The organism is Corallococcus sp. AS-1-12, assembly GCF_020036995.1.
Lineage (GTDB): Bacteria > Myxococcota > Myxococcia > Myxococcales > Myxococcaceae > Corallococcus.
The window spans coordinates 47,060-73,980 of sequence record NZ_JAIQDD010000001.1; the positions used below are offsets into that span (position 1 = coordinate 47,060).

The following is a 26,921-nucleotide window of genomic DNA, read 5'->3' on the forward strand; positions in this document are numbered from 1 at the left end:
ATGGGAAGCGGTCCGGTCGCTGTGCGCTTGAACAAGACCTATGACGTGGAGCGGCTGCGCAGGGATCTGGCGGCGAGCGAGCGCTTCCAATGGGTGCCGGAGACGGATGGCGGCGTGGCGGAGCACCAGGACTGGGATGTGCTTCCGCTGGTCTCCCGGGGCGGACGTCTGGATGACGGCAGCGCGGGCACCAACAGCCTGGCGCCCTTCCGCTCCACGGAGCTGCTGGACCACGTGCCTTACTTCCGGGAGGTGCTGGAGGGCTTCAAGGCCTCGCTGCGCTCGGTCCGCATCTCCGCGATCCGTCCGGGAGGCATCATCCGGGAGCACTCGGACACGGATGTCTTTGATGTCCGGAGCGGCGATCTCATCCGTCTGCACATCCCCATCGTCACCAACGACGACGTGGTGTTTCGCATTGGCGGGGAGCGGTGTGTCTGGAAGCCGGGCGAGCTCTGGTATGGGGACTTCAGCCAACTGCATTCGGTGGAGAACCGCGGTGACACCACGCGGGTGCACCTGCTGGTGGGCGCCGAGGTGAACGACGAGATCCTCTCGCTGTTCCCGCCGGAGTTCCTGGCCGCCCATGACATCCAGGTCCGGCGCCGCACGGCGGCGAGCGAAGCGCTCCGGTCCCGGCTGGAGTTCGACGGCCGGCTGGAGGCGGGAGCCGCGCAGTTGGAGCAACTGCTGGAGGGCCTGCCGGACTCCATCCAGGCCGACCTGCGCAAGACCTTCACCAGCCTGTTGTGCTTCCGGTTCGTCGACGAGCGGCTGGCGGTGCTCATCGACGGCGAGCCGATGTTCTTCCTGGAGCCGGAGAGCGACAGTCGCTGGCGGGTCATGGACATGATGGCCCACGTGGACTTCGCGCCCGCCGCGAGCCCCTCCGCGGTCGCCCGGCTGGACTTCGCGAAGGCCGAACAGCCGTTCTCCTTCGTCATCTCCCGCGCGTGAGTGCGATTCGCCCGGCGCGCGCGCTGGCCCTGCTGGCGTTCGCCCTGCTGGCGCCGACCGCGCCGTTCCTCTTCTTCGCCGTCGCGCGCCTGGCGTTCCACGTCCCCATCGAGCCGAACGAGGGCTGGAACGCGCTGCATACCGTCCGGCTGGTGGGCGGTGGCCCGCTGTATCTGCCCTTCGAGTCCCTGCCGCTGGCGCCGGTCAACTATCCGCCGTTGTCGTTCCTGGTGATGAAGGCGCTGAGCCCCCTGTCCCCGGACCTGCTCGTGCTCGGGCGGGTCGTGGCGGCGCTGGCGTTCCTGGGCGTGGGGGGACTCATCGCCGCGACGGTGGCCGCGCTCGCGCCGGGGCGCCGCTGGCCGGCCCTGCTGGGGGCCCTGGTCTGGGTGTCCGTGGGAGGCCACGCGGCCTACCGCTACCTGGGGATGTACGAGCCCCAGATGCTGGGACACGTCTTCTCCACGGGAGCGCTGTACCTGTTCGTGCGGTGGAGGGAGCGGCTGCGGCCCGGGCACATCGCCGTGCTCGCGCTGCTGTGTTGCATGGGCCTGCTCGTCAAGCACCTGCTGGTGGCGACACCCCTCGCGCTCGCGCTGGTGCTGCTGCGCCTGGACCGGCGGCTGTTCCTCCACCTCGCCGCCTGGGGCGTGGCGTGGATGGGCGCGCTGGGGGCGGTGGGCGGCGCGCTGGCGGGCGGGGACATGCTGTCGAACATCCTCGCGGTGGAGCACGCGCGCGGGAAGTCGCTCGCGGATGGGGCGGCCTTCACGTGGGAGGTGCTCCTGGCGCCCGGCGCGGGGCTGCTCCTGCTGCCGGTGGTGGCCCTCTGGCGTGAGCGGCGGCGCGAGTGGGACGTCGTGTTCGCCTATGTCATCGCGTCCTTGCTGGAGGGCGGGCTCGCCGTCGTGGGGGATGGCGTGGACGTCAACGCCTGGTTCGACTTCTTCATCGGCGCCAGCGTGGCCGCGGGCCTCCTGGGGGCGGTGCTCCTCCAGGGGCAGCCCCTGCCCTGGCGCCGCCGCGCCGCCTGGGCGTGCCTGGTGGCCACGCTCGTTCCGGTGGGCATGGACTACCGCACCCGGTTCGGGGAGTCGGCCGCCACCGTCCAGGCGCTCCCCGTGACGGAAGCGACGTTCGCGCGCTACGCGGCCCTGCTGCGGGAGGCGCGCGGGCCGGTGCTCTACGAGGACCGGCTGATGGGGTTCCTGTCGGGCAAGCCGTATCTGTTCGACCGCTTCACGGGCGCGGCGCTGGTGCGCTCGGGCGCGGTGCCGGAGCGGGTCCTCGCGGATCCGCTCCGCGCCGGGACGTTCGACTGGCTCGTGTTCGAGCGCGACATCCGGCCCCGGCTCGCGGAGCTGCGCGGCCGGGGCTACGACTGGTCCCGCGTCACGGGCGCGCCCGGACTGGCGTGGACGGACAACGTGCTGCTGAGCATCGACGAGGCCTACGAGTACGTGCCCTCGGAGGGCCCGTACCATGTCTACCGCCCGCGCCGCTCCGCCGCGGTGAGGTGAGGGGCCGCGGCTTCCGCTGTGCCCAGCGCTTCGTCGAGCACTCGGGCGACGGACTCCACGTTCGGGGCCGTCAGGACGGTGTCGTGACTGCCCGGCACCACCGTGGTGTGGAGGGCGCCCTGGATGAGGGGCCTCCACACGTCCGCGAAGGGCGCCAGGCCCGCGGGCCGCTCCCGGGCTTCGATGAGCACCATCGAGCCGGCCAGCGGCTGGGGCCGGTACTGGTTGTGGGCCCGCGCGTTGCGCAGGAAGAGCTGGAGCATGTGCTGGACGCGCTCGCGTGAGCGCTCCGCCGGGAGGTCCGCGGACTGCTGCACGTGCATGAGGAGTCCGGAGACGCCCTGCGTGACGAGCAGCTCCCGGGCTTGCGCCTCGGGCATCCCGGAGTCCAGGGCGAGCTGGAGCGCGGCCTCGGCGGCCTGCTCCTCCTCGGTGACGTCGCGATCCGCGTCGCTCGCTGGCAGCGCGTCGATGGCGACGAGCGTGGCCACCTCCTGCCCCGCGCGCGTGAGCTGCCGCGCCATCTCGAAGGCGATGACGCCTCCCACGGACCAGCCGGCGAGCTGGTAGGGCCCCGTGGGTTGGACCTCGCGGAGCTGCTCGATGTAGCGCTCCGCCAGCGCCTCCAGGGTGGCGGGCTCCACGGGACCGCCCTCCGCGCCAGGGGCCTGGAGCCCATAGAGGGTGCGGGGGCTGCGCAGGCGGCGGACCAGCTCGTGGTAGCAGAGCAGGTGTCCGCCCACGGGATGGATGAGGAAGACCGGGGGCCCGTCATCGCCCTGGCGCAGGAGCACGCGGGGCGAGGACGCGCGCCCCGGTGTCCGTTCGCGCACCTGCCGCGCGAGGGCTTCCAGCGTGGGGGCGTGGAAGAGGGTGTCCAGCGGAAGCGCGACCCCGAGCCGCCGCTCGATGCGGCCCATCAGGCGCAGCGCGAGCAGGGAGTGTCCGCCCACCGCGAAGAAGTCATCGCGCAGGTCCGGTTCGCCCGTGGAGAGCACTTCCCTCCAGAGGTCCGCGAGCACCTGTTCGGTGGCGTCGCGTGGCGCCTGGCGCTCCGGGGGCTCGCCCGGGGCTCCTGCATCGGGGAGCGGCAGGGCGGCGCGGTCGACCTTGCCGTTGGCGGTCAGCGGAAGCCGCTCCAGCACCTGGATCCGGAAGGGCAGCATGTACGCGGGGAGCCGCTCCGCCAGGTGCGCTCGCAGCGAGGCCTCCACGGACGCCTCCGTGACGGCGGGGCCGTCTTCCCGGAGCGTGACCCAGGCCACCAGCCGGGTGTCGTGGGCGGAGTAGGCCCGTGGCGCCACCACGCTGTCCCGGACGTGCGGGTGCGCGAGGAGCTGGGCTTCGATCTCCCCCAGCTCGATGCGGAAGCCGCGCAGCTTCACCTGGTGATCGTTCCGGCCCACGTAGGTGAGCCCCGTCTCCGACCGCCAGCGGACGAGATCTCCCGTGCGGTAGAGGCGGGCTCCGGGCTCGCTGGAGAAGGGATCCGGGAGGAAGCGCTCGGCCGTGAGGTCCGGACGGCCCAGGTAGCCCCGGGCCACGCCCTCGCCGCCAATGAACAGCTCTCCCGTGACGCCCACCGGCACCGGGTGCAGGCGCGTGTCCAGCACGTGGACGCGCACGTTGCGCACCGGCCGGCCGATGGGGAGCTCCGCGCCGTCCGGCACGGAGGCCTCCGCCAGCTCGGCGAGCGTCGCGACGACGGTGGCTTCCGTGGGGCCGTAGGTGTTCACCAGCCTCGGGTGGGAGCCCACCTGACGCCGCCACCGGGCCAGGTGCTCGGGGGACGCCTTCTCCCCGCCGATGATGATCAGGCGCACGCTGTCCGGCAGGACGGTGGCGCCATTGCCCAGGTCCGCGGTCAGCTCGTGCCAGAAGGCGGTGGGCAGGTTGAGCACGGTGATGGCGTGCTCGCGGCAGGCATCGAGGAAGGCCCGCGTGGATTCGAGCATCGCTTCGGTTCGCGGCACGAGCGTCGCGCCACGGCAGAGCGTGGGGAAGATCTCCTCGGCGCTCGCGTCGAAGCTGACGGATGCGAACTGGAGCGCGCGGTCTTCGGGGCGCAGTCCGTACTGCTCGATGGCCGCCAGGGTGTAGTTCACCAGCGCGCGGTGCGGGACCACCACGCCCTTGGGGTGGGACGTCGAACCCGAGGTGTAGATGACGTAGGCCGCATCCAGTGCCGTCGCGCCGGACTCCGGAGGTGTCTCCGTGTCCTGGCCGGTGCCGGTGGCCTCCTCCACGCCAAGCCATGCGAGCCGCAGGTCGGAGAGGCCGTCCCGGAGGTGCTCCTGGCCCACGACGACCTGGACCGCCGCGTCCCGCAGCATGAAGGCGCGGCGCTGCGCGGGAAGGGTCGGATCCAGAGGGAGGTAGGCGGCGCCGGCCTTGAGGATGGCGAGCATGCCGGCGAAGAGGAGGGGCGAGCGCTCGACGCAGAGTGCGACGACGTGGCCGGGCCGGACGCCGAGGTGGCGCAGGCGGTGGGCGAGCTGGTTGGAGAGGGTGTCGAGGCGGGCGTAGGAGAGGGAGTCGGCGCCGAAGCGCAGCGCGGTGGCGTCGGGGGTGAGGGCGGCCTGGCGCTGGAAGAGGTGGTGGACGCAGGCGTCGCGGGGGAAGGGAGCGGCGGTGGCGTTCCAGGCGCGCAGTTGGAGCGACTCGGGCGGGGTGAGCAGGGGCAGGTCGGCCAGGGGCGCGTCGGGCCGGGCGCAGGCGGCCTGGAGGAGGGAGGCGAAGTGGCCGACGAGGCGCGAAGCGGAGGCGGCGTCGAAGAGGTCGGAGTTGAATTCGAGGGCACCCACGAGGCCCGAGGGTGAGTCGGCCAGGGAGAGGGTGAGGTCGAAGGCGGCCGAGGCGGTGTCGACGTCGAGAGGGTGCAGGGTGAGGCCGGGCAGCAGCAGCTCGGAGGCGGGAGCATTCTGCAAGGCGAGCAGGGCCTGCACGAGAGGCGCACGGCTGGCGTCGCGGGCAGGGCGCAGGGCTTCCACCACCTTCTCGAAGGGGACGTCCTGGTGGGCGTAGGCGCCAAGGGTGGCGTCACGCACGCGCGCGAGGAGAGCGCGAAGGGAAGGGGCGCCATGGAGGGGGACGCGCAGGGCGAGCGTGTTGACGAAGAAGCCGACGAGGCCTTCCAACTCGGTGCGCTGGCGGCCGGCGATGGGGGTGCCGACGAGGACATCGTCCTGGTGGCAGTAGCGGCCGAGCAGCGCGCCCCAGCCGGCGAGCAGGGCCATGAAGAGGGTGGCGCCTTCACGGCGGGCCAGGGCACCCAGGGCCTGTGTCACTTCCAGGGAGAGGGTGACGGGGACGGTGGCGCCGCGGAAGGAGCGCACGGCGGGGCGGGGCCTGTCAGTGGGCAGGGCCAGGGAGGTGGGGGCGCCGGCCAACTGGCGCTTCCAGTAGTCCACTTGGGCGTCGAGGACGGGGCCCTGCAACCACTGGCGCTGCCATTGGGCGTAGTCGGCGTACTGCACGGGCAGCGGGGGCAGGGCCGGAGGCTGGCCGGAGACGTGCGCGGCGTAGAGGGCGCCCAGCTCGCGCACCAGCACGCCCATGGACCAGCCATCGGTGACGATGTGGTGGAGCACCAGCAAAAGCACCGCGTCGTCCGGCCCCAGGCGCACCAGCAGCGCGCGCACCAGGGGCCCCTTGGCCAGGTCGAAGGGGCGCTGGGCTTCCTGGCGCGCCAGGCGCAGCCCTTCAGCTTCGCGAGCCTCCTGGGGCAGGGCCTCCACGCTGAGCGTGGCCAGGGGCAGTGGGCCCGCGGGGAGCACCTGCTGCAGGGGGCCGTCCTCGCCCGGCGCGAACACCGTGCGCAGGGCTTCGTGCCGGTGCACCAGCCCTTCCAACGCCAGCCGCAGCGCTTCCTCCTTCAGCGCTCCGCTCAGTCGCAGGGCCAGGGGGACATGATAGGCGCTCGACTCCGGGTCGAGCTGCGCCAGAAGCCACAGCCGCTCCTGGGCGAAGGACTGCGGCATCCAATCGGTCCGGGGGGCCGGATGCAGGGGCGGCGGCGCATGTCCTGGATCCGCGGCCAGCGCTGCTTCGAGCTTCCGGACCACCGCGCCCAGCGTCGGGGCTTCGAAGAAGTCGCGGATGGACAGCTCGGTGCGCAGTGCTTCGCGCAGCCGCGCCACCACCTGGGTGGCCAGCAACGAGTGGCCTCCGAGGTCGAAGAAGTTCTCGTCCAGGCCGACTCCCGGCAGTCCCAGGACGTCCGCCCAGACGCCCGCCACCAGCTCTTCGACCGGTGTGCGTGTGACGGAGGGGACGATGGCGTGAGGGAGCTCGAAGGTCGGCGCGGGCAGCGCGCGACGATCCACCTTGCCGTTGGCGTTCAGCGGCAACGACTCCAACAGGACGATGGCCGAGGGCACCATGTACGCCGGCAGTTGGTCGGCCAGGAAGCCGCGGAGGCTGGCGGCGGACGGTGACGCTCCGGCGTGCGCGACCACGTAGGCGACCAGTCGCTTGTCTCCGGGGGCGTCCTCGCGCACCAGCAGCACCGCTTCCCCCACCTCCGGGTGGCGGACCAGGGCGGATTCAATCTCCCCCAACTCGATGCGGAAGCCGCGCAGCTTCACCTGGTGATCCCGCCGGCCCTGGAACTCGATGGCGCCATCCGCGAGCCGGCGGACGAGGTCGCCCGTCCGGTACATGCGGGCCCCCGGCTCGCCCGCGAAGGGATCCGGGATGAACCGTTCGGCCGTGAGCGCCGGACGGCCCAGGTAGCCCCGGGCCACGCCAGGGCCACCGATGAACAGCTCCCCGGGCAGTCCTACCGGAACGGCTCGCAGGCGCTCGTCGAGCACGTGCAGCGTGGTGTTCGCGAGCGGCTGCCCGATGGGCACCGTGGTCGCGTCCAGGGACACGTGACGCGTCAGGTGCCAGGAGGCGAACGTCGTGGTTTCGGTGGGGCCGTAGACGTGCAGCAGCCGCCCGGGGGCGCCCTTGTCCAGCACCGCCCGGACCCACTTGGGATCCACGGCCTCACCGCCAAAGAGCAGGTGGCGCAAGGGCTGGAACGCGGCAGGGGTCTCGCGGGCGAGCTGGTTGAACAGCGCCGTGGTCACGAACAGCGTGGTGATGCCGTGCTCCCGGATGGCCTGCTCCAGCTCGCGCGGCGAGAGGGCCACCTCCTTCGAGATGCCCACCACTGTCGCGCCATGGAGGAGCGGTCCCCAGATCTCGAACGTGGCGGCGTCGAACGAGCTGTTCGCGGCCTGGGCCACGCGGTCGGACGGCTCCAGTCGCACGTAGTCGGTGTTGCACACGAGCCGCAGCACGGCGCGGTGCGGAACGCCGATGCCCTTGGGCGTGCCCGTCGAACCCGACGTGTAGATGACGTAGGCCAGCTCCTCCGCGTCGCCGGTGTCGTGAACGGGCGCCGTGCTCTCGTTGGCGAGCGCGCCCTCCCAGTCCGTGTCCAGGCAGAGCGTCTGGACCTCCGGCTCCGCGAGCGAGCCGGCCAGGTGCGACCGGGTCAGCAACACCGGCACGCGAGCGTCCCGCAGCATGAAGCCGAGCCGCTCCGCGGGGTGCTCCGGATCCAGGGGGAGGTAGGCGGCGCCCGCCTTGAGGATGGCGAGCATGCCGGCGAAGAGGAGGGGTGAGCGCTCAACGCAGAGGGCGACGACGTGGCCGGGCCTGACGCCGAGGTGGCGCAGGCGGTGGGCGAGCTGATTGGAGAGGGCGTCGAGGCGGGCGTAGGAGAGGGAGTCGGTGCCGAAGCGCAGCGCGGTGGCGCTGGGGGTGAGGGAGGCCTGGCGCTGGAAGAGGTGGTGGACGCAGGCGTCGCGGGGGAAGGGAGCGGCGGTGGCGTTCCAGGCGCGCAGTTGGAGCGACTCGGGCGGGGTGAGCAGGGGCAGGTCGGCCAGGGGCGCGTCGGGCCGGGCGCAGGCGGCCTGGAGGAGGGAGGCGAAGTGGCCGACGAGGCGCGAAGCGGAGGCGGCGTCGAAGAGGTCGGAGTTGAATTCGAGGGCACCCACGAGGCCCGAGGGTGAGTCGGCCAGGGAGAGGGTGAGGTCGAAGGCGGCCGAGGCGGTGTCGACGTCGAGAGGGTGCAGGGTGAGGCCGGGCAGGAGCAGCTCCGAGGCGGGAGCATTCTGCAAGGCGAGCAGGGCCTGCACGAGAGGCGCGCGGCTGGCGTCGCGGGCGGGGCGCAGGGCTTCCACCACCTTCTCGAAGGGGACGTCCTGGTGGGCGTAGGCGCCGAGGGTGGCGTCACGCACGCGCGCGAGGAGGGCGCGAAGGGAAGGGGCGCCGTGGAGGGGGACGCGCAGGGCGAGCGTGTTGACGAAGAAGCCGACGAGGCCCTCCAACTCGGTGCGCTGGCGGCCGGCGATGGGGGTGCCGACGAGGACGTCGTCCTGGTGGCAGTAGCGGCCGAGCAGCGCGCCCCAGCCGGCGAGCAGGGCCATGAAGAGGGTGGCGCCTTCACGGCGGGCCAGGGCGCCCAGGGCCTGCGTCACTTCCAGGGAGAGGGCGACGGGGACGGTGGCGCCGCGGAAGGAGCGCACGGCGGGGCGGGGCCTGTCAGTGGGCAGGGCCAGGGAGGTGGGAGCGCCGGCCAACTGGCGCTTCCAGTAGTCCACCTGGGCGTCGAGGACGGAGCCCTGCAACCATTGGCGCTGCCATTGAGCGTAGTCGGCGTACTGCACGGGCAGCGGGGGCAGGGCCGGGGGCTGGCCGGAGACGTGCGCGGCATAGAGGGCGCCCAGCTCACGCACCAGCACGCCCATGGACCAGCCATCGGTGACGATGTGGTGGAGCACCAGCAGGAGCACCGCGTCGTCCGGCCCCAGGCGCACCAGCAGCGCGCGCACCAGGGGGCCCTTGGCCAGGTCGAAGGGGCGCTGGGCTTCCTGGCGCGCCAGGCGCAGCGCTTCGGCTTCGCGGGCTTCTGGGGGCAGGGCCTCCACGCTGAGCGTGGCCACGGGCAGTGGGCTCGCGGAGAGCACCTGCTGCAAGGGGCCATCCTCGCCCGGCGCGAACACCGTGCGCAGGGCTTCGTGCCGGTGCACCAGCCCTTCCAAAGCCAGCCGCAGCGCTTCTTCCTTCAGCGCTCCGCTGAGTCGCACCAGGGTCGGCAGGTGGTAGCGAGCCGCCTCCGGATTCATCTGGTGTTCGAGCCACAGTCGCGCCTGCGCGAAGGACGCGGGCAGGGGGACTTCACGAGACACGGCCAGGATGGGCGGCGGCTTCGGGTGCTCTCCCCTCACGGCCTCCACGCGGAGCGCCAGCCCCGCGACGGTGGGGGCTTCGAAGAACGTGCGCAGGGGCAGCTCGACGCCGAGCGCCGAGCGCAGCTCGGAGACCACCTGGGTGGCCAGCAGCGAGTGACCTCCGAGCGTGAAGAAGTCCTCGTGCACGCCCACGCGCTTGCGCCCCAACAGCCGAGCGAAGCTGCTGGCGATGACCTCCTCCACCTGCCCGCGAGGGCCGGAGTCCTCCACCGACGCTTCTTCCGTGTCCCAGACCGGCGCGGGCAACGCGCGCGGGTCGAGCTTCCCGCTCGACAGGCGGGGGAATTGCTCCCTCGCGACGAAGGCCGCGGGGATCATGTAGCCCGGCAGCCGTCCCCGGAGGAACGCGCGCAGCGCCGCGGCGTCGGGCGGTGCCTCGTGGCTGGCGAGGTAGGCCACCAGTCGCTTCTCGCCGGGCGTCAGCGTGTGCAGCACCACCGCCGCGTCGACGACGCCGGGCACCTGGCGCAGCGCCGCTTCGATTTCTCCCAGCTCGATGCGGAAGCCGCGCAGCTTCACCTGGTGATCCATCCGGCCCAGGAACTCGATGGCGCCGTCCGCCCGGTAGCGCGCGAGATCTCCCGTCCGGTACAGCCGGGCTCCCGGCTCCAGCGCGAACGGATCCGGAACGAAGCGCTCCGCCGTGAGGTCCGGCCGTCCCAGATAGCCTCGCGCGAGCCCCGGGCCTCCGACGTACAGCTCCCCCGCGACCCCCACCGGGACCGGCTCGCTCCGGGCATCCAGCAGGAACACCCGCAGGTTCGCCACCGGGTGCCCGATGGGAACGACCCGGCGCTCATCTCCGGGCCCGCAGGTCCAGGAGGTGGTGTCGATGGTCGCTTCGGTGGGGCCGTAGAAGTTGTGCAACTGCGTATCGCCGAGCTTCTCGAAGAACCGCTCCCGCAGGTCGCTGCTCAGGGCCTCGCCTCCGCACTGGAGGTGTCGCAGCGTGGGACGGCACGCTTCGATGCCGGGCGTTTCCAGCAGCACCCGCAGCATGGACGGCACGAAGCCCGCGGTGGTGATGCGCTGCTCCGCGAGCAGCTTCACGAGGTAGGCCGGATCTCGGTGCTCCCCGGGGCGGGCCAGCACCAGCCGGGCCCCGCTCACCAGCGGCGCGAAGACCTCCCAGACCGAGGCATCGAAGGTCAGCGCCGCGGACTGCAACACCGCGTCTCCCGGCGCGAGCGGATGGCGCTGGCGCTCCCAGTGCAACCGGTTGGCGATGGCCCCATGGGAGATCATCACGCCCTTGGGGACGCCCGTGGATCCGGACGTGTAGAGCAGGTACGCGAGGTGCCGTGACTCCACGGCGCTCGCGGGCGGCACCCCGGGCTCCGAAGCGAGCTCCGCTCCGTCTGGCCCCAGTTGCAGCACCCGGGCCGCGACGTCACGCGCCGTCGCGGCCGTGGCCGGGTGGGTGAGCACGAGCGGGATGGAGGCGTTGGCGATCAACGTCGCCAGGCGCTCCCTCGGATGGGCCGGGTCGAGCGGAACGAAGGCACCTCCGGCCTTGAGCGTCCCGAGGATCGCGACGACGACCTCCAGGGAGCGCTCCATGCAGAGGCCGACCGGCACGTCCGGGCCGATGCCCAGCGCCATCAGCCGGTGCGCGAGCTGGTTGGCGCGCCACTCCAGCGCCGCGTACGTCAGCGCCGTGTCCTCGAAGACGAGCGCGGTGGCGTCGGGCGTCCGCGCGGCCTGCTCCTCGAACAGCGTGTGCAGGCAGACGCCTTCTCGCAGCGAGGCGCGCGGCTGGTTCCACTCGACCAGCATCCTGTGGCGCTCATCCGCCGCGAGGAGCGGCAGCGCGGAGACGGGCACGTCCGGCGTTGCCACGGCCGCTTCGAGCAGCACTCCCAGATGGCCCACCATCCGGGCCACCGTCCGCGCCTCGAAGAGGTCACTGTCGTATTCGAGCTCTCCCGACAGTCCGTCCGGGCCCTGGGCGAGCGACAGCGTCAGGTCGAAGGCCGAGCCGCGGGCCTCCACTTCGAACGCGCGCAGCTCCAGCCCCGGCAGCACGAGCGGACGCGAGCGCGTGTCCTGGTAGGCGAACATCACCTGGAACAAGGGGGTCCGGCTGGGATCCCTCGTGGGTTGGAGCGCCTCCACCACCTTCTCGAAGGGGACCTCCTGGTGCGCGTACGCCTCCAGCGCCGTCTTCCGGACGCGGCCCAGCAGCTCCCGGAAGGAGGGATCGCCCGTCAGGTCGGCCCGGAGGACGAGCGTGTTGACGAACATGCCGATGAGCGGCTCCAGCTCCTCCCTCGTGCGGCCCGCCACCGGGGTTCCCACCAGCAGCGTCTCCTGGCCGGAGTAGCGGGCCAGCAGCGTCTCGAACGCCGCGAGCAGCACCATGAACAGGGTGCTGTCCTCGCGCAGGGCGAGCGCGTTCAGCGCGCCCGTCAGGGACGCCGGGAAGGCGACGGCGTGCACGGCGCCGTGACCGTTGCGCACCTGGGGCCGGGGATGATCGGTGGGCAGCTCCAGCACGGTGGGGGCGCCTTCGAGCTGGCGCACCCACCAGGACAGCGGGACCTCCAGCACCGGGCCGCGCTCCTGCTCACGCTGCCACGCCGCGTAGTCTCCGTACTGGAGGGGAAGCTCGGGCAGCGGCGAGGGCGCGCCGGAGCGGAAGGCCTCGTAGAGCCTGCCCACCTCGTGGAGCAGCACGCCAAGGGACGCGCCATCCGACACGCTGTGATGCATGGGCAGCAACAGCACGTGGTCGTCCGCCGTCAGGCGCAGCAACGTCGCGCGCACCAGCGGGCCCTGCTCCAGATCGAACGGGCGCAGGTGCTCGGCGAACGCGCGCTCCCGTGCCCCGGCTGCGCGCGCGGACGGCGCGAGGTGGCCCAGGTCGACGACGGGCAGCGACAGCCTGCTCGGGGGCGCGATGACCTGGACGGGCCCCGCTTCGGTCCGCACGAACGTCGTGCGCAGCGCTTCGTGCCGCCGCAGGACTTCATCGAGGCTCCGCTCCAGCGCGGTCACGTCCAGCGTCCCCGTCAGCCGGACCGCCGCGCGGAGGGTGTACGTGGAGGACGTGGGCTCCAACTGGTGCAGGAACCACAGTCGCTCCTGGGCGAAGGACAGCGGCGGCGGCACGGCGCTGTTCCGGCGCGGGATGGGGCTGGGGTCGCGCCCATCCCCGGACGACGGCGTGTCGGCCAGCCGCCGGGCCAGGGCCGCCACCGTGGATGACTCGAAGAGGGCCGCCAGCGGCACGTCGCGCTGGAAGACCTGGCGCACGCGCGCGATCAGCCGGAGCGCGAGCAGCGAGTGGCCCCCCAGCTCGAAGAAGTTGTCCTCGACGCCCACCCGCTCCAGGCCCAGCACGTCCGCCCAGAGCGCCGCCAGCGAGGCTTCCAGTGGGTCCCGGGGCGCGACGTGCGGCGCGCTCCGATCCAGGACTCCACCGTCCAGGCGCGGAAGGGCCCGGCGGTCCACCTTGCCGTTGGGCGTGAGCGGCAGCTCCGCGAGCACGCCGAAGGCCGTGGGGCACATGAACTCCGGGAGGCGCGCCCGCAGGAAGTCGTGGAGCGCCCTGGGCTCCGGCGGCCGGTCCCCCCGCCACGACACATAGCCGGTGAGGCGCTTGTCTCCCGGACGGTCCTCGCGCACCACGACGGCGGCTTCGCGCACGTCCGGGTGCTGGCGCAGGAGGGCTTCAATCTCTCCGGGCTCGATGCGGTAGCCCCGCACCTTGACCTGGTGGTCGACGCGGCCCAGGAACTCCAGCCGGCCCCCCTCGGTCCAGCGCACGAGGTCGCCGGTGCGGTACAGCCGCGTGCCCGGCTCCGGGGAGAACGGATCCGGAACGAAGCGCTCCGCCGTCAGCTCCGGCCGGCCCTGGTAGCCGCGCGCGAGCCCCGCTCCGCCGAGGAACAACTCTCCCGCGATGCCAACGGGAACGGGGGCGCCGTCCGGGGCAAGCACCCGCACCCGCGTCCCCGCGATGGGCCTTCCGATGGGCACCGGGGCCCGCGCGTCCTCCGTGCGCGAGACCGCGTGCGTGGTGGCGAAGGTCGTCACCTCCGTGGGGCCATAGCCGTTGATGACCTGGCAGTCCGGATGCAACGCCAGCACGCGCTGGACATGGGACGCCGACAACACGTCGCCGCCCGCGAGGAGCTGGCGCACCCCGCGCAGCACCTCCGGGGCGTGCTCCACCACCTGATGGAACAGGCCCGCGGTGAGCCACAGGGTGGTGACGCCTTCCTGGGTGATGACCCGGCCCAGCGCCTCCAGGGCCAGGGCTCCGGGAGGGGCCAGCACCAGCCGCCCTCCGGTCAGCAGCGGTCCCCACAGCTCGAACGTCGACGCGTCGAAGGCCAGGGGCGCGAAGTGGAGCACCTGCTCCGCTGGCCCCAGCCGGACGTAGTCCACCTGGTGCACCAGCCGCACGATGGCCGCGTGGGTCACCTGCACGCCCTTGGGCCGGCCGGTGCTGCCTGACGTGTACAGCACGTAGGCCAGGTGCTCATCGGAGAGGCGCACCTCCGGAGGGGTGGCGGGGTGCCGGGTCCACGCGGCTTCCTCCGCGTCCAGCAACACGCGGTGCCCGGGGGCCGGGGGAAGCGCGTCGGCCAGCCGCGCCCGCGTCACCACGACCCGTGGCTGACAGTCCTCCAGCATGAAGGCGAGGCGCTCGCGGGGGTACTCCGGATCGAGCGGCACGTAGGCGCCCCCGGCCTTCAGGATGCCCAGCAGCGCCACCACCAACTCGAACGAGCGCTCGACGCACACCCCCACCTTGACGTCGGGGCCGACACCGAGCCCGCGCAGGTGGTGCGCCAGCCGGTTCGCGTGGGCCTCCAGGGCGCCATACGTCAGGGGCTCCCCATCGCGCACGACGGCCACCGCGTCCGGCGTGGCCGCGACCCGCGCCGCGAACAGGGATGGAACGTTGGCGCCGCCGTGGAAGGTCGCCGGGCCCTCGCTCCAATCGACGAGCAGGCGATGACGCTCCTGCTCGGACAGGAGCGTCATGTCGCCCACGCGTCCTTCCGGCAGGGCGAGCAGGGTGGAGAGGACCGTCCCCAGGTGCTCCGCGAGCCGCGCCACCGTGGCGTCGTCCAGGTGGCGGGCGTCGTACAGGAAGCGGAAGGCGAGGTCCGGGCCGGGCACGGCCACCACCGTCAGCGGGTAGCCGGTGCGCTCGAGGGTGTGGACGTCGCTGATCCGAAGGCCGAGCGCCGGATCCTCCAGCGCGTGCTCCAGCGGATAGTTCTCGTACACGAGCAGCGTGTCGAACAGCGCCTGGCCGCGCGGCAGCGCGCTCCACCCCTGGATGCGCGCCAGCGGGGCGTGCTCGTGCTGGCGGGCCTCGGACTGCTGCTGCTGGAGGGCCCTGAGCCACGCGTCCACCGGCGCGTGTTCGTCCACCGTCACGGGCACCGGCAGCGTGTTGATGAACAGGCCGACCATCGTGTCGGCGCCGGGGAGCTCCGCGGGACGGGCCGCGGTGGTGGCGCCGAAGAGGACCCGCCGCTCACCGCTGTAACGGGCCAGCAGCAGGGCCCAGGCCCCCTGGACCAGCGTGTTGAGCGTGAGGTGGTGACGCCGGGCCCGGGCCTGGAGCTGTCCGGTCACCCCGGCCGGAAGCCGGGTCCGGTGCTCCCGGTGGGGGGAGGCAATACCGGGGGCTTCCGGGCCCGAGCGGGGCAGGGCGGTGGGCGCGGTGAATGGCGCCAGGGTCCGGCGCCAGAAGGCCTCCGGCGCCGCGAGGTCCTGGCGTCGCAACCAATCCAGATAGGCGCGGTAGGGCCGGGACGGCGGGCTCGGCGGGGGCTCCCCCTGGAGGAGCGCCGCCTGCGCCATCGCCACCTCGTGGACCACGCGCGCGGCGGACCAGCCATCGAGCAGCAGGTGGTGGTAGCTCCAGACCAGCGTCCACCTCCGCGCCCCGGTCTGGAGCAAGGCCACCCGCATCAGGGGCGCGCTGTCGAGCGTGAACCCCCGGGCCTGATCCGCTTCGAGGTACGACGCGAGCCGCGAGGCCTGCTCGGGGGCGGGCAGGGTGCTCCAGTCGAGGTGTTCGACGGGGACGGTGGCCTCGCGGTGGACCACCTGGACGGGGTGCTCCACGGCCTCCCAGTGGAAGGACGTGCGCAGCACGGCGTGGCGCTGGACCACGTGCTGCCAGGCCCGCGCGAACGCGTCCGCTTCCAGCGCTCCCTCCACCGTGCAGTGGAGTTGCTGGAAGTACGCCCCTTGCGCCGGGGCGTTCAGCGCATGGAAGAGCATGCCCTCCTGGAGCGGCGTGAGCGTGAAGGCGTCCTCCGCCGTGGGCATGCGGGCCCGCAGCCAGTCCTGGATCGCCGGAGCGAGGCTGGAGAACGCGGCCGGCTCCTCCAACGCGGTGGGGGACTCCGGCGCGGGCGCGCCGTCGATGACCTGGGCCAGGGCGGCCACGGTCTGGTGCTCGAAGAGCTGGCGGACGGTGAGCGGCAGCCCGGCCTGGTTCGCGCGGGCGATGAGCAGCACCCCCTGGATGGAGTCGCCTCCCAGCTCGAAGAAGTTCGCGGTGACGTCCAGGTGCTCCAGGTGGAGGACTTCGGCCCAGAGCCGGGCGAGCCGTTGCTCGGTGGGCGTGCGGGGCGCGACGAGGCCCGCGGCGGGCTGGAGCGGTCCCGGGGCGGGCAGCGCCTTGCGGTCGACCTTGCCGTTGGGGGTCAGCGGCAGCGCGTCCAGGACCACGAAGGCCGACGGCACCATGTACTCCGGCAGCAGGGCGCGGAGGTGATCCCGGAAGCCGGCGGGCGTGGGCGGCTCACCGCTCGCGGTGACGTAGGCCACCAGCCGCTTCTCTCCGGCGACGTCCTCGCGCACGACGACGACCGCCGCGCGCACGCCTTCGTGGCGCGTGAGCGCGGCCTCGATGTCGCCCGGTTCGATCCGGTGCCCGCGCACCTTCACCTGCTGATCCCTCCGGCCCAGATAGTCGACGGTTCCGTCCGCCCTCCACCGGGCCAGGTCGCCGGTGCGGTAGAGCCGCGCGCCCGGTGCGTCGCTGAAGGGATCCGGCGTGAAGACAGCGGCCGTCAGGTCGGCCCGGTCCAGGTAGCCGCGCGCGAGCCCGGCGCCGCCGATGTACAGCTCCCCCGGGACGCCCACCGGGACGGGCTGGAGCGCCGCGTCCAAGAGGTAGAACGTGGTGTTGGCGATGGGCCTCCCGATGGGGATGTCCGCCCGCGTGTCTTCCACCCGGTGGACGGAGGACCAGATGGTCGTCTCGGTGGGACCGTAGAGGTTCCAGACGCCGGCCGTCGCCGCTCGCAGCGTGGCCGCGAGGTCGCGCGGCAGGGCCTCGCCTCCGCACAGCACGCGCAGGTCGGGCTTCCCGCTCCAGCCGCTCGCGATCAGCAGCCGCCACGTCGCGGGGGTGGCCTGCATGACGGTGGCGCCGTGGCGCGGCAGCGCGTCCGCGAGCCGCGTGCCGTCCACCGCCACCTCGCGAGACACCAGCACCAGCCGCGCGCCGGCCAGCAGCGGCAGGTAGAGCTCCAGGCCCGCGATGTCGAAGGAGAGCGTGGTGACCGCGAGCAGCACGTCCGTGGCACCCATGCCGGGCTCGTGCAGCATGGCGTCCAGGAAGTTGCTCAAGCCCCCGTGCGTCACCTGCACGCCCTTGGGGCGTCCCGTGGAGCCGGAGGTGTACAGCACGTACGCGGGATGCTCGGGCGAAAGCCCGACCCCCGGCGGAGTGGCGGGCAGCGTCCGCAGCAGGTCCGTGGCGGCGTCCAGGCAGACCACGGCCGCGTCACCGGCATCCACGGCGTCGCGCAGGGCCGTGCGCGTGAGGAGGACCGTCGGCCGCGCGTCCTCCACCATCTGGGCCAGGCGCGAGGCCGGGAAGGCCGCGTCCAGGGGCACGTAGGCCCCTCCGGCCTTGAGCACGCCCAGCAGCGCCACGACGAGCTCCACCGAGCGGTCCAGGCAGAGTCCCACCCGGACCTCGGGCCCGACGCCCAGCGACCGCAGGTGGTGCGCGAGCTGGTTGGCGCCGCGCTCCAGCGCCGAATACGTGAGCGTGGCCTCCGGAGTGATCACCGCCAGGGCGTCCGGGGTCCGCGCGGCCTGGGCGGAGATCCGCTCGTGCACGCACCCTACTGAGGACTCCCTGCGCGTGGCGTTCCACTCGCGCAGCACCTGGTGGCGCTCTGCCTCGGGGAGCAGCGGCAGCAGGCCGATGCGTGCGTCGGGGGTGCGCGCGGCCCCTTCGAGCAGCCGCTCCAGGTGGCGCACCATGCGCCCGGCGGTCGGCGCGTCGAAGAGGTCCGTGTCGTACTCCAGGCTGCCGTGCAGCCCCTGGGGACCCTCCTCGAGCGTCAGCGTCAGGTCGTATCGCGCGGTGCCGGGCTCCACCTCCACCGGTGTCAGGCGCAGGCCCGGCAGCGCCTGCTCCGGCACCGGCGTGCCCTGCAACGCGAAGAGGACCTGGAAGAGGGGCGCGTGGCTCAAGCCGCGGGGGACGCGCAGCTCCTCCACCAGCTTCTCGAAGGGGACGGCCTGATGCGCGTAGGCGCCCAGCGTCACCTCGCGGACGCGCGCGAGCAGCTCCCGGAAGGAAGGCTCCCCGGACAGGTCCGTGCGCAGCGCGAGGACGTTGGCGAAGAAGCCGATCAGCTCCTCCACCTCCACGGGGTCGCGGTTCGCGACGGGGGAGCCGACCACCACGTCGGTGGCGCCCGAGTAGCGGTGCAGCAGGGTCTGGAACCCCGCGAGCAGCGTCATGAAGAGGGTGGTCCCCGTGTCGCGGCCCAGCTCCACCAGGGCCCGCGTCGTCGCGAGTGACAGGTGGACCGGCTGGCGCGCGCCCCGGTAGCGCTGCACGGCGGGACGGGCGCGGGCCATGGGGAGGTCCAGCACCCGGGGCGCCCCCGTGAGCCGCTCACGCCACCAGCCCAGCACCGCCGCGAGCGCGTCCCCGTCCATCCACCGTCGCTGCCAGGCGGCGAAGTCCGAGAACTGGAGGCGAAGCTCGGGGAGGGGGGACGGGCTGCCGGCGCTGAACGCGGGGTAGAGCGCCATGAGCTCGCGCACCAGCACGGCCATGGACGCTCCGTCCGCGACGATGTGGTGCATCACCAGGAGGAGCAGGTGCCGCGTGTCCTCCACTTGCAGCAGGTGGGCCCGCAGCAGGGGACCCTCGGCCAGGTCGAAGGGCCGCCGCGACTCCGCGGTGGCGAAGCGCAGGGCCTCCGCTTCACGCGCCTCGGGCGCGAGCGCGCGCAGGTCCCTCCGCTCCACGGTGAGCGGCGACTCCAGGACGTGCAGGGCCGGGTGTCCCTCCCGCTGGGGGAACGTGGTCCGCAGCACCCGGTGCCGGCGGACCACCTCGCGCAAGCTCCGCACCAGCGCTTCGGCGTCCAGCGCGCCCTCCAACCGGACGAGGGCGGGCAGGTTGTAGAACGGGTTGTCCGGCTCCAACTGGGCCAGGAACCACATCCGCTGCTGGGAGAAGGACAGGCGTCCGGCGTCCGCGCTGGCCGCGGGTGCGAGCGGCGGAGCCTGGGGGACCCCCGGGGTGCTGGCGAGCGCGGCCGAGACACGGGCGGCCAGCCGCTCCACGGTGGTCGCCTCGAACAGGTCGCGCACCGCGAGTTCCACGGAGAAGGCCGCGCGCAGGCGGGAGATGACGCGGGTGGCGAGCAGCGAATGGCCGCCGAGCGCGAAGAAGTCGTCCGAGGGGCCCACGCGTTCGTGGCCCAGCACGTCCGCCCACGTCGCGGCGATCCGCGCCTCCACCGCCGTGAGCGGACGCTGGGTCGCCGCGCCCGACGCGGGGATGCCCCGGGCTGGAGCGGGCAGCGCCTTGCGATCCAGCTTCCCGTTGGGGGTGAGCGGCAGGGCCGGGAGTGTGACGAAGGCCGACGGCACCATGTACTCCGGCAGCAGCGCCCCCAGCGCGCCCCGGGCCGCCCCTTCGTCCCACGCGGGGGCCGGATGCGGCACCACGTACGCGACGAGGCGCTTGTCGCCCGGGACGTCCTCGCGGGCCAGCACCACGCACTCCTGGACCGCGGGCTGCCGCGCGAGCAGCGCCTGCACCTCGCCCGGTTCGATGCGGAAGCCGCGGATCTTCACCTGATGATCCAAGCGGCCCAGGAACTCGATGGCTCCGTCCGGATGGAAGCGGGCCAGGTCCCCCGTGCGGTACATGCGGGCGCCGGGCGTGGCCGCATGGAGGTCCGGGATGAAGCGCTCCGCCGTCAGGTCCGGCCGTCCCAGGTAGCCGCGCCCCACCGGCGTGCCGGCGATGAACAGCTCGCCCGCGACGCCCACGGGGACCGGCTGCAGCTCACCGTCGAGCAGGTAGATGCCGGCGTTGGAGATGGGCCGCCCGATGGGCACCGCGAGCCGGGAGTCGCCCCGCTGGCACTCCCACGCGGTGACGTCCACGGCCGCCTCGGTGGGGCCGTACAGGTTGTGCAGGGCGCAGGTGGCCCACCGCGCGAAGAAGCGGGCCTGGAGCTCCGCGGGCAGGGCTTCGCCGCTGCACAGGACGCGGGTGAGCGCCGTGCATGCCTCCAGGCCCGGGGCCTCCAGGAAGGCGCCCAGCATCGAGGGCACGAAGTGCATCGTGGTGACGCGCTCGCGCGCCACCAGCGAGGCCAGATAGCCGGCGTCGCGGTGTCCCCCGGGCCGCGCCACCACCAGCCGCGCGCCCGTCATGAGCGGCCAGAAGAACTCCCAGACCGACACGTCGAACCCGAAGGGCGTCTTCTGGACGACGACGTCCGAGGGGCCCAGCCCATAGGCCCGCTGCATCCACACCAGCCGGTTGACGATGGCGCCGTGGGTGTTCATCGCGCCCTTGGGGCGCCCCGTGGATCCGGACGTGAAGATGACGTAGGCCAGATGGTCGGGGGTCACCCCGGTCTCCGGGGCGTGGGTGGGTTCCCGCGCGAGCGCCGCTGCCTCCGCGTCCAGGCACAGCACCGCCGCCTCGCCCACGGGCAGCGTCTTCGCATGCCGCGAATGCGTGAGGACCACCGGGGCCCGGGCATCCTCCAGCATCCACCCGAGCCGCTCGGCGGGGTACTCGGGGTCCAGCGGCACGTAGGCGCCGCCCGCCTTGAGCACGCCCAGCAGCGCCACCACCAGCTCCAGCGAGCGCTCCAGGCAGACCCCGACCCGGACCTCGGGGCCCACGCCCATCCGGCGCAGCCGGTGCGCGAGCTGGTGCGCCCGCGCCTCCACCTGCGCGTAGGTGAGCGTCGCCTCCTCGAACGCGACGGCCACGGCGTCCGGAGCGCGCGCCGCCTGCCGCGAGATCAGCTCATGCAGGCAGGTGTCCTGGGGGAACTCCACGCGCGTGTCGTTCCACTCGCGCAGGAGCTGGTGCCGCTCGGGGGCCGTGAGGAGCGGTGCGCGCGCCAGGGTGACGCCGGGTTCGGCGCACAGCCCCTCCAGCAGCGTGCGGTAGTGGCCCATCCACCGGCTCACGGTGTCGGGCCTGAAGAGGTCGGGGTCGTACTCGCACTCGAACCGCAGCCCCTCCGGCAGCTCGGTCACCACGAAGCGCAGGTCGAGCGCGGAGGACCGGTTGTGGACCAGCTCGAACCGCGCGCGCAGCCCGGTGCCGGCGAAGCACTCGTCGCCGGGGAGGTCGAAGGCATGGAAGAGCAGCGCCACGTTGTAGAGGGGCGACGGGCCGCCGGTGCGCTGGGGCCGGGCCGCTTCGACGATGGCGGCGAAGGGACAGTCCTGGTGCGTGGAGGCCTCCAGCACGGACGCCTTCACCCGCTCCAGCAGCGAGCGCGCCGTGTCGTCCCCGGACAGCCGCGTGCGCAGGGGCAGGAAGTTGATGAAGTTGCCCACCAGCGGTTCCAGCTCCGACCGGCCCCGGTTCGCCACGACGGTCCCGACGACCAGGTCCGTCTGCCCCGTCCAGCGGTACAGCAGCACGTCCAGCGCCGCCTTGAGGACCATGAAGGGCGTGGCGCCCTCCTGCCAGGCCCGCTCGCGCACCCCGGCGGCGAGCGCCGCGGGCAGCGTCTCCGAGTGCAGGGCCCCGCGGAAGCCGCGCCGTGAGGGCCGGGGCAGGTCCGTGGGCAGGTCCACGGACGGGGGCGCGCCCGCGAGCGTCTCGCGCCAGTACGCCAGGGAGTCCGAGAGCGCCTCGCGCGTGAGGCGCGCCCGCTCCCAGACGGCGAAGTCCGCGTAACGCACCGGGAGCGCGTCCAGGGCCGCGGCGCCGCTGTCGCCCCCCGCGCGATACAGCGCTCCCAGCTCGCGCATGAGCAGGGCGCCCGACCAGCCGTCCACCACCAGGTGGTGCAGCACGAGCAGCAGCACGTGCCGGTCCTCCGCCAGGGGAAGGAGGCAGGCGCGCAGGGCGGAGCGGTCCAGGTCGAAGCGCCGCCCCACCTCCCGGGCCAGCACCTGCTCCGCCTCCAGGGCGCGCGCCTCGGGGGTGGAGCCGCGCAGCGCCACGACGGGCAGGTGGAAGTCGGTGGCCGGTGGGATGACCTGATACGCGTGGCCCTCGCGCGAGTGGAAGGTCGTGCGAAGAACCTCATGCCGGCGCAGCAGGGCGGCGAGGCTCGCCTCCAGCCGGAGGACGTCCAGCGGCCCGTCGAAGTGCACCGCGTAGGGCACGTTGTAGAAGGCCTGCTCGGGCTCCAACTGGGTGTTGATCCAGATGAGCTCCTGGGCGTGCGACAGCGGCGCCTCTCCCAGCGCCTCGCTCCCGCGCGGAATCCCCGCGGCGGCGGCGGCGGCCTCCACGGCGTGGTCGGCGTTCCAGCGCGCGAGCACGCGGCCCGCGAGGTCCGTGACGCCCTCCGCGAGGAAGATCTCCGCGAGGGGCAGCTTCAGGGACCAGGTCCGCTCGATGCGGTTCTTCAGCTCGAGCCCCATGAGGGAGTCGAGCCCCAGCCGGTTGAGCGGCTTGCCCAGCTCCACGCGCGCCGGAGGCAGGCGCAGCACGGCGGCGACCTGTCCCGTGACGCCCTGGGCGAGCAGCTCCGCGCGTTCACCGGGAGTGGCCGCGTTCTGGAGCGCCACGAGCGGGGGCACGCCCACGGGCAGCGCGGCCTCCCGCGCCGCCGTCCAGGCCTCGGGCTCCACGTCCGGCACGTCCGCGGGCGCCCGCCGGGCGGGGCCGTCCGGCAGCGCCGCGACGACGACGTGCTGCTCCAGCACCTCCGCGGGCGAGCCCGGGGGCGGGAAGGCCTGGACGTCCACGAAGCCCTGGGTGCGCAGCAGCTCCGTCCAGCGCGTGGCGGGCAGCAGCGGTTGGTCCTCGCGCCAGGCGTCCTCGTGCCGGGACCACCCTTCGATGAGGCCGAAGGAGATGTCGAACCACGGCTGCGGGTGCGTCACCTCCCAGAGGACGAGCACGCCCCCTGGCGCGAGCAGCGACCGGACGTGCTCCAGGGTCTCCCGCAGGTCGCGCGTGGCGTGCAGCACGTTGGAGGCCACGATGAGCTGGAAGCCGCCGGGGGCGAAGCCCTGCGTCCGGGGTTCCCGCTCGATGTCGAGCACGCCGTAGCGCACGAATGGATGCGCGGCGAAGCGCTCGGCGGCCCGGGCGAAGAAGAACTCCGACACGTCCGTGAACCAGTACGTCACGCCCAGGTCCGACAGGGCGGGCAGCAGCGTGGCGGACGTGCCGCCCGTGCCCGCGCCAATCTCCAGGATCTGCACGGGGCCCGGCAGGACGCGCGGGACGGACTCCACGACGGACCGGACGATGGCGTTGTAGTACCGGGCGATGGCGGACGTCTGGTACAGCCCCTCGGCCGTGGCCAGGGAGCCGCCCGGGAACATCAGCTCCAGCGGATCCACCGCTCCGCGCAGGACGCCGGGCAACTGCTCGCCACAGCGCTGGAGGTAGTCCACGAGGAAGCCAAGGCCCGCGCAGTGCGTGCGCGCCTCCGCCACGAGCGTGCCGACGGAGGGCTCGGGCAGCGCCAGGCGGGCGACGAACGCGTCACCGTGCGGCTCCAGCAGCCCCGCGTCCACCAGGCGGCGCAGCCACCGCGACATGAGCTTGCGATAGCGCGGCGCCACGCCGTGCGCGGTCTCCAGCCCTTCGAGCGTGACGTGCTCGCCGGCCTGACGGAAGGCTCCCAGCGCTCGCAGCGCCGCCACGATGAAGCCCTGCGTGAGGGCGTCCAGCCGCCGGCGGGTGTCTGGCTGCGCATGGAGCGCCAGATCCAGCGGGGCCTGGGCCGCCTGACGCTGGCCTGCCTCCAGCGCCACCTCCGCTGGCGAGCGCCGCGCGGTCCGCGTGCGGGAGGGCGCCTGCGCCGGCAGCCAGTATCGCTCCCGCCGCCAGGGGTGGCGCGGCAGCGGGACGGGCGGAGTCCGGGGATGCACCCGCTCCCACCGGGGGGCGCCTCCGCGCACGTAGAACGCGCCCAGGGCGCCGAGCAACACCGTGCGCGCGTCCTCGTCGCGGCGCAGGGACGGCAGCACCGCGATGTCGCCGCCCTTGAGCGCGATGCTCTCCGCCAGGGGCATCGCGAGGATGGGGTGGGGGCTCACCTCGATGAAGGTGTCGTAGCCCTGGGCCAGCAGGTCGGCCACGGCCTCCGCGAAGCGCACCGGCTGACGCAGGTTCCACCACCAGTAGTGCGCATCCAGGTACGGCTCGCCCTCGCGCTCCACCGTGGAGAAGAACTTCAGCGTGGGCGTGCGAGGCTCCACCGCGTCGAGCGCGTCCAGCAGCTCCGCGCGCAGCGGCTCCACCTGGGGGCTGTGCGAGGCGACGTCGACCTTCACCTCGCGGCAGAAGACATGCTCGCGCTCCAGCTTCGTCCGCAGCTCCCGGAGCGTGTCCGGCGCCCCGGAGAGCACGGTGGAGCGGGGGCCGTTGCTCACCCCCACGGAGACGCGATCCTCCATGCCCGCGATGAGCGCGGTGGCCTGCTCCGCGGACAGCTCCACCGCGAGCATGGCGCCCTGGCCCCGCAGGCGCAGGAGCAACTGGCTGCGCACGCAGATGATCCGCGCCGCGTCCTCCAGCGACAGGCCCCCGGCCACGTACGTCGCGGCCACCTCACCCATGCTGTGGCCCACGACGGCGTCCGGCTCCACGCCCCAGGAGCGCCACAGCGCCGCGAGCGCGACCTCCACCGCGAACAGGACCGGCTGGAGGACGTCGATTTCGTGGAGCCGCGTGGCCGCCGGGCCTCCCGTCAGCACCTCCACGAGCGACCAGTCGACGTGGGCCTGGAGCGCGGTCTCGCACCGCTCCACGGCTTCGCGGAACACGGGCTCGGACGCGAACAGCTCCCGGCCCATGCCGGCCCACTGCGAACCCTGCCCCGGGAAGACGAACACCACCCGGGGACGGCTCGCGCGACGGGGCCCCGAGAAGAGCCCCGTCCGGGGCTCGCCCCGGGTGAAGGACTCCAGCAGCCCCGCGGCCTCGGCGTTCCCCCGGGCGACGAGCGCCAACCGGTGGTCATGCTGGCCGCGGCGCCGTGCGGCGGTGGAGGCGACGTCCGAGAGCGCGGGCGCCTCCGGGGTTCGCGTCAGCAGCTCGCGGTAGTCCCGGGCCAGGGACTCCAGCGCGGCGGCGTCCCGGGCGGACACGGTGAGCAGCCGCGCTGTGTCCGTGGCGTCCCGGTGCTCCGGCGACGTCGCCTCGGAGGCCGGCGCGGACGGTGGCGCGTCGAGCACGACGTGCGCGTTGGTGCCGCCAAAGCCAAACGAGCTGACGCCCGCGAGCAGGGCCGCGTCCGCCCTCGGCCACGGGGTGGCCTCCGTCTGCACCGTCAGGGCCAGCCGGTCGAAGGGGATGAGGGGGTTGGGCGTCTGGAAGTGCAGGCTGGGCGGCAGCCGGCGGTGCTTGAGCGACAGGACGACCTTGATGAGCCCGGCGATGCCGGCGGCGGCCTCCAGGTGCCCGATGTTCGTCTTGACGCTGCCGACGCGGCAGGGCCGGCCGGGCTCGCGGCCCACGGAGGACACGCTCCCGAGCGCCTCCAACTCGATGGTGTCTCCCAGCGACGTGCCGGTGCCATGCGCTTCGACGTACTGGACCGCGCCGGGCACGGTGCCCGCGCTCCGGTGGGCCTCGCGCAGCACGGCCTCCTGGGCCTGGCGGTTGGGCGCGGTCAGGCCGTTGCTCCGGCCGTCCTGGGTGACGGCGCTGCCCCGGATGACGGCGTGGATGGCATCGCCATCCGCGAGCGCCTGGGACAGCCGCTTGAGCACGACGACGCCCGCGCCCTCGCCCCGCACGTAGCCGTTCGCCCCGGCGTCGAACGCCTTGCAGCGCCCGTCCGGGGCCATGAAGCCGGCCTTGGTGAAGTTCACCGTCACGGCGGGAGACAGCAGCAGGTTCACGCCGCCGACGACCGCCAGCGTGGACTCGCCGCGCAGCACGCTCTGGCAGGCCAGGTGGACGGCCACCAGCGACGAGGAGCAGGCGGTGTCCACCGCGAGGCTCGGGCCGCGCAGGTCGAACTGATAGGAGATGCGGTTGGCCGCGATGCTCAGCGCGCTGCCCGTGCCCACGTACGCATCGCCCAGCAGCGGGTCATCCAACTGCATGCGCCCGTAGTCGCTGTTGGAGATGCCGATGAAGACCCCCGTGCGCGTGCCCGCGAGCCGCTCCACCGGCTGCCCGGCGTCCTCCAGGGCCTCCCACACCACCTCGAGCAGCAGCCGCTGCTGAGGATCCAACCGGATGGCCTCGCGCGGCGAGATGCCGAAGAACCCGGGGTCGAAGCGGTCGACGTCCCGGAGGAAGCCACCCCAGCGCGTGCTCATCCGGCCCGGGCGCGTGGGGTCCGGATCATAGAACTCGCCCAGGTCCCAGCGCTCGGCGGGCACCTCCGTGATGGCGTCCGTCCCCTTCACCAGCAGCTCCCAGAAGGCCTCCGGGGAGTCCGCGCCGGGAAAGCGGCAGCCCAGGCCAATCACCGCGATGGGCTCCGACTCGACGGCGGCCTGGGGCGCGGCTTCGGGCGGGGCCACGGCGGCGCCGGCCAGGAACGCGGCCAGCGCCAGGGGGGTGGGGTGCTCCCAGAGCACCGTGGGGGACAGCGGACGGCCGAGCCAGCGGGACAGGTCGCCCGACAGGATGACCGCCTCCGCCGAGCCCAGGCCGTAGCCTGCGAAGGCCTCCCGCAGGTCGATCTGTTCCGGGGGCAGCCCCAGTCTTTCGGCGAGCCGCGCCGTCAACCAGGCCTGGATGTCCTGCGCCGTGAGTACCGGTGTCATGAGA

3 protein-coding genes are annotated in these 26,921 nt (G+C 73.3%); 2 read left to right on the forward strand and 1 reads right to left on the reverse strand.

Going from position 1 to position 26,921, the window contains the following annotated elements; all coding sequences use genetic code 11:
* Complete coding sequence (locus tag K8556_RS00200; RefSeq protein WP_223738000.1) at positions 1–957, forward strand: aspartyl/asparaginyl beta-hydroxylase domain-containing protein; 957 nt, start codon at positions 1–3, stop codon at positions 955–957.
* The gene (locus tag K8556_RS00205) at positions 954–2,477 is read left to right on the forward strand and encodes a hypothetical protein (RefSeq protein ID WP_223738001.1); all 1,524 of its coding nucleotides are present in this window, start codon (positions 954–956) and stop codon (positions 2,475–2,477) included. Before K8556_RS00200 ends, K8556_RS00205 begins: the two co-directional genes overlap by 4 nt.
* Here the strand turns inward: K8556_RS00205 and K8556_RS00210 are convergent.
* Positions 2,444–26,917 carry a non-ribosomal peptide synthase/polyketide synthase gene (locus tag K8556_RS00210; RefSeq protein WP_223738002.1) on the reverse strand — a complete coding sequence of 8,158 codons (24,474 nt, stop codon included), beginning with the start codon at positions 26,915–26,917 and terminating at the stop codon, positions 2,444–2,446. The genes K8556_RS00205 and K8556_RS00210 overlap by 34 nt on opposite strands.
* Between the last annotated feature and the right edge of the window lie 4 nt (positions 26,918–26,921).